This is a genomic window from Vulcanococcus sp., from assembly GCF_044369115.1.
In the GTDB taxonomy this organism is placed as follows: Bacteria; Cyanobacteriota; Cyanobacteriia; order PCC-6307; family Cyanobiaceae; genus Vulcanococcus.
This window is the reverse complement of sequence record NZ_JBIPMN010000276.1, coordinates 1-5,252: the sequence shown is the minus strand read 5'-3', so window position 1 is coordinate 5,252 and position 5,252 is coordinate 1. Positions and strand designations below refer to the sequence as shown.

Sequence of the window (5,252 nt, the reverse complement as noted above, 5' to 3'; positions counted from 1 at the left end):
CGGACTTGATCCAACGAGGAACTTGCGACTGCTGCATGCACGTCAGGTGGGATGGCACCCAACTCTATGCCGCCCGAATGGCCTTGCAGTATCTGATGAAGTTTGGGGCCGTCCATTGGATAGGGCGGGTGTGCTTCTCCAGCAATCTGGTCCAGTAATCCGGTCCAACGCTTTGTGATCCGCTAAAGCTTGTGTTCCTGCCTTGGGACGCCTTTTCAGTGGCTTAGTTGGACCGCCTGGTCTTTCTCGCGTGGGGCGTACGGTGTTGCATGGCGATGATCATCGTGTCAGTGCGCCTTGTAGAGGTTCGTGGAATTGCTGTCGGGAATGTGTCTAGCTCTGGGGTTGAACTCGTGTGCCTTGGCTGAGATATTTGCGCTCGAATGGTTTTGCCCGGCAGGCGTTAAGGCAAAAGTTTGTGCCGTATTTCCTGTGGCCATTGATGAGCCGTCGGTCTTGAATGTTAGCTGATTAAGTGATTATCACTTGCTGAGTCAGGATCAAGTTTCGATCAGGTCCGCTATGACGGATTTTGATTGCCATTAAGCGACTGATGCAAAGTTAACCCCAATCACGTGATCATCAAAGTCGAGATCGCCGCCACCGAGGAGATCCTCGAGTCCAAACAGGTTGTTGCCCAGGGAGCGGAAGTGGCTGATGCCATCGGTGTTGGCAGATCCGTAGGCAAAGAAGGTGTTGCCATTCACCTGGGCGAAGGGAGCAAGGAAGCTGCCTCCGCTGATGCCAGAGAAGCTGCGGGAGGTGGTCTGGTTGTCAGCGACGGCAAGACCGTCGAGCTGAGCGATGCGGTTGGAGCTGCGCAGGGCTTCTGTGGTGTAGCTGCTGTCCCCCGGCCGCACGCGGGTGATGCCATCGGCGGCGATCACGGTTCCGGCGGCATCGAGGGTGCGGTAGAAGCCGGCAATCGGGTTGAAGTCGGCTTCCCGGCCCAGCACAAGCGTGCCGCTGAGGTTCTGGGCGGTGGTGAAGGCGCTGAGATCGAGCACGGGCGCGAGACCCTGGGCGTTGCTGATCAGGGCATTGAGGCCGGGATCGCCGGGCAGGAGGCTGAGGGAGAAGCGCACGCCGCTCGTTGAGCTGAAGCTCACCTGGCCATTGGCGAAGACTGGGGTGGAGAACAGGCGGAAGCGGCTGTCAGAGAGGCTGGTGAGCTGCTCAAGGCCGGCGTCGACCACCTCGAAGAAGCGCAGGCTCTGGCCGTTGATCTGCAGGATGTCCCGATCAAAGGAGCTGCCGGCCGGAAGGGTGACGTCGATGCTTTCGAGTGTGGAGAACAGGGTTTTGGCGCGGCCGCGCAGCCAGGTGAGATCGGAGAGCAGTGAATCAGCGCTGGCGACTTCAGAGGCATTGAGCACCACGTAGCCGATCTGGTTGGAGCTGTTGGGGCGGCTGGAGAGGCTGGCGCGCAGATTCACGGCTGCGGGCGCGGCATTGGAGGGATCGCTGATGGTGACGGTGCCGGAGCCGGCATTAGTGAACTGAAGATTGGTGAGATCAGCGAAGCCGGCAATGGAGGGATCATCGATGACGCCGTTGACCACGCCGTCTTTATCTCCGTAGCCTCCGTCAATCAGGCTGAGGCTGAAGAAATCAGCCGTGCCGTTGTTGTCGAGGTCGTAGAAGCGCCCGCCGCCGCCGGTGATCGGGTCGTATGTGAGCGGAGAGATGGCACCGCCTGCCGTGACGCCATAGAAGAGCAATTTGCGATCAGGACGACGGCCGGAGATGCCGGTGAGCTGGGGGAGCAGGTCTGCTGCTACCAGATCAAGCGCGGCGTTGAGGGATGCGCTGGCGCCTCGATTGACGGCGAGCTTGAAATCAAGCCCCGACTGGTTGGTCTGAATACCGAGCTCAGCGATGGTCGTGAGGCCGGCGGGATTGATGCCGAGGTTAGTGATCACCTCCAGGTTGGAGCCTGAGGAGAAGTCGGAGTTGTTGATGTTGACCGTGATCGGCTTGACCTCGCCGCTTGGCAGGGTGACGGAAACAACAGTTGAGACGGTCGGCGTTCCGGGCAGCTCATTGACATCGCTGACAGCCAGGGCGAAGGAAGCCGACACCGGCGTGCTGCCGGGGAGGGAGGGATCGCTGGCGGAGACCGAGATCGCGTAAGCGGTTTTGGCCTCAAAGTTAAGGGCGGTGCCGGCCTTGAGGAAGAGCGCGTTGCTGCTCACCTCGAAGCTGGCGGCATCGGCGCCTGAGAGGGAGATGGAGTTGACACCAAGGCCGTCATCACTGATCACCAAATCCGCCACCTTGACGCGGCTTGCGGTGCTGATGTTTTCGGACAGACTTGTGAGAGCGTTGCTGAAGCTCAGGGCGGTTGGTGCCGTGTTCAGAAGAGCCAGCGGCAGCGCAAAGGGCACCAAGACCTTCCCATCACTGAAAGCGAGCTTCAGATTGAGATTAGACAGATCTTGCTCGTTGAGGGTGAGAGGTGCCGTGGCCCGCAGTGTGGTGCCAGAGGTGGTAATCCACGTAGGGCCGTCGAGCTTGATGAGGGTGAGAGAGTCCGTGTCGGCATCGCTGGCGAAGGAGGCCAGGTCTTGGCTCACCTCAAGCCCGCGCTTGAGGTTGAACGTGCTCACTGTGCCGCTGAGTTGCGGCGCCGCGTTGACATCGAAGCTGAGACTCTGCAGTTGGCTCTTGATCTGCGGCCAGGGTGTTTGTAAGGTCACTCCATCAAGCAGAATGCGGTCGATCCCAAGCTCGTAATCGAGGATCCGCAGCCTCCCAGCCGGCGCCGGATTGGAACTGTCGATCAGGAAGGTATCGCTCTCGTTATCCACAAAGCCCACGACAGCGGGCAGGCCCAGGCTGCTGGCGTTGGCCACCAGCTCGCCACCGATCACCGTGTCGTCGGCGGCCCGCAGGAGGAACTGATCTGTGCCTGACCCAGCCGCCAGCACGTTGCCGCCGAGGCTGTCGGTGTTGTCGAGCTCATCACCGCCGGCACCGGTCTCCACGATGGCGCCGGCGCCCACCACCACCCGGTCGGCACCAACGGAGCCCAGCACCCGCACATCGGCGAGCTGCACGCCATCGCGGGGCACGCTGGCGTAGGCGGCTGGGTCAAGCAGCGTGGGCGCACCTTTGGCATCAAAGGCCAGGCCGAAGTTGAGATCCAGCTCCTGCCAGCTCGGTTGCCAGTTGATCAGGGGCCGGGCCTCAGCGCTGGTGGAAAGCGCAAAGCTTGCGCTGGAAACCACCGTTTCACTGCTCCAGACAGGCTTGCCGCTCAGCGGATCGGTGCTGTTGAGCAGCTGGAACGTGCCCACCGCCTGCTCTTTGCTCACCGTGAGATCCAGAAAGCCGCGGCGGTTGAGATCGGCATACTTGAGGCCATTCACATAGCCTTGAAACAAGGCATCAAGGCCATCCACTGCTGGATACTTGGCGCGGATGTAGGCATCAGCGCCCGGCAGGTACTTCTCGAAGCCTGGTGCCGTCACGCCTGGGGTGGCGAACTCCACCCCCGCCACCGTGCCGGCCGGCTGGGTGCCGGCGCTCATCGTGTCGAGCAGGCCGGCCCAGGCGTTGTGGGTGTCGCCGGCCAGGCTGATCAGGCGCTTGCCCAGGGACTGGGCGGTCTGCAGGATCGTCTCCCGCTCCACGCCGTAGCCATCCCAGGCATCGAGGTTGTAGGGGATCTTGCCCGCCTCGGCGAACAGGGCTTGCTCGGCGGCGGAAAGATTGGCGAAGGGGGTGCCGGTGGCGAGCTTCTGCAGCGGCGCGGCGTACTTGTCGAGCAGGGCGAGATTGCCGACGTTGAGTAGCAGTTCGGCCGGAACGGCCATCGATTGCATCAACGTCTGCTGGCCCAGCACATGCCAGGCGGCCGTGGAGGTGGCCAGCCGCTGCTGCAGCCAGGCCAGCTGGGTGTCGCCGATCATGTCGCGGTTCGGATCCCCCCAGGCTTGCTGCACCGTGGCGAGCACCAGCTCCTGGGTGACGAGCGGCGCCAGGGCATTGGCGAAAGCGGGGATGGCCGCCTGGCTGGCGGGGGGGGCGATGCCGGCCTTGGTGGCATAGCTGGCCACCAAGGCCGGATTGGCCAGGATGTCGCCGATGCGGGCCTGCACCGCCGCCGCATCCGGATAGGCCAACTGCTCATCACGGGCCGTCAGGCGGGTTTCGAGCATGTTCAGCGACAGCACATCGCCGAAATTGAACGAGCGATAGGCCTGGGTGAGCGGCGAGAGGGCGCTGGCCCCATCGCTGGCCTGGCGCTGGGCGGGTTCGCGGATGGGGACCCACTCGTAATAGGCCTTGAGGGCGGCATCACGCCGGGTGAGCCAGTCGCCTTCGATGGCGCTCTGGTGGTTTTCGGCACCGCCGCTCCAGCTGTTGTTGGCGGTTTCGTGGTCGTCCCAGCCGGCGATCAGCGGTGCTGCGGCCCGCAGGGCCTGCAGCCCAGCATCGGTGTGGTATTGGGCATAGCGCAGGCGGTAGTCGTCGAGGCTGAGGATCTCGCGATCGGGCAGGAAGCCACGGCTGCCGGCAGCGTCTTCCGCGGCGCCATAGCCGCCGACACCGTATTCATAGATGTAGTCGCCGAGGTGCAGCCAGGCGTCGTAGGGATTGGCGCTGTTGATCGCCGCTGCTCTGGTGTAGGCATCGAATTGCTGGGCCGCCGTGAAGTTGGAGCAGGAAAACACCGCCAGCCGCACTGGATCGCTGCCTACGGGCAGGGTCTTGGTCTGGCCAACGGTTGAAACCGTGTTGCCGGAGGTGAAGCGGTAGTAGTAAGAGGTGTCGGCGCTGAGGCCTGCCGCCTCCACCTTCACGGTCCAATCGCGGGCGGCACTGGTGCTGAAGCTGCCGCTGCCTTTGATCGAGCCCGGCGCGAAGTCGGCGCTGGTGGCGATCTCCCACTGCACATCAAGCGACCCCACCTGTCCGTCAGGGGGGCTGATCCGGGTCCACAGAATCACCGAATCGGTGTAGGGATCACCAGAAGCAACACCGTGGGCAAAGCTGACGCTGGAGGCTGACATGGAGTGGTGGGAGCGGAACTGCCGCTGAGGGAATCAGTGCAGGGAGATGAATAAGCTGTTTGTATCAGAAAACCGATCTCCCCAGAGGAGGGGAGATCGGTGGAGATGTCCTCCAGAGCGAACTAGACCAGCCCGGCGAAGTTGGCCTGGCTGTTGAGGCTGCTGGCGCTGAGGTTGGTGAAGTGACCCACCTCCACACCGGCCACCTTCAGCAGGGTGTCGGTTCCCACCTGG

At 62.7% G+C, this 5,252-nt stretch carries 1 protein-coding gene; it reads right to left on the bottom strand.

The genetic code is table 11. The annotated features are described in order from the left end of the window. Positions 1-542: 542 nt before the first annotated feature. Positions 543-5,018, bottom strand: a complete 4,476-nt coding sequence (locus ACIQ2E_RS14845; protein WP_398332232.1) for an alkaline phosphatase D family protein — start codon at positions 5,016-5,018, stop codon at positions 543-545. Between the last annotated feature and the right edge of the window lie 234 nt (positions 5,019-5,252).

Bases quoted from the DNA above. Each gene is read 5' to 3' on its own strand.
- ACIQ2E_RS14845 (WP_398332232.1), bottom strand. From the start codon at position 5,018: ATGTCAGCCTCCAGCGTCAGCTTTGCCCACGGTGTTGCTTCTGGTGAT.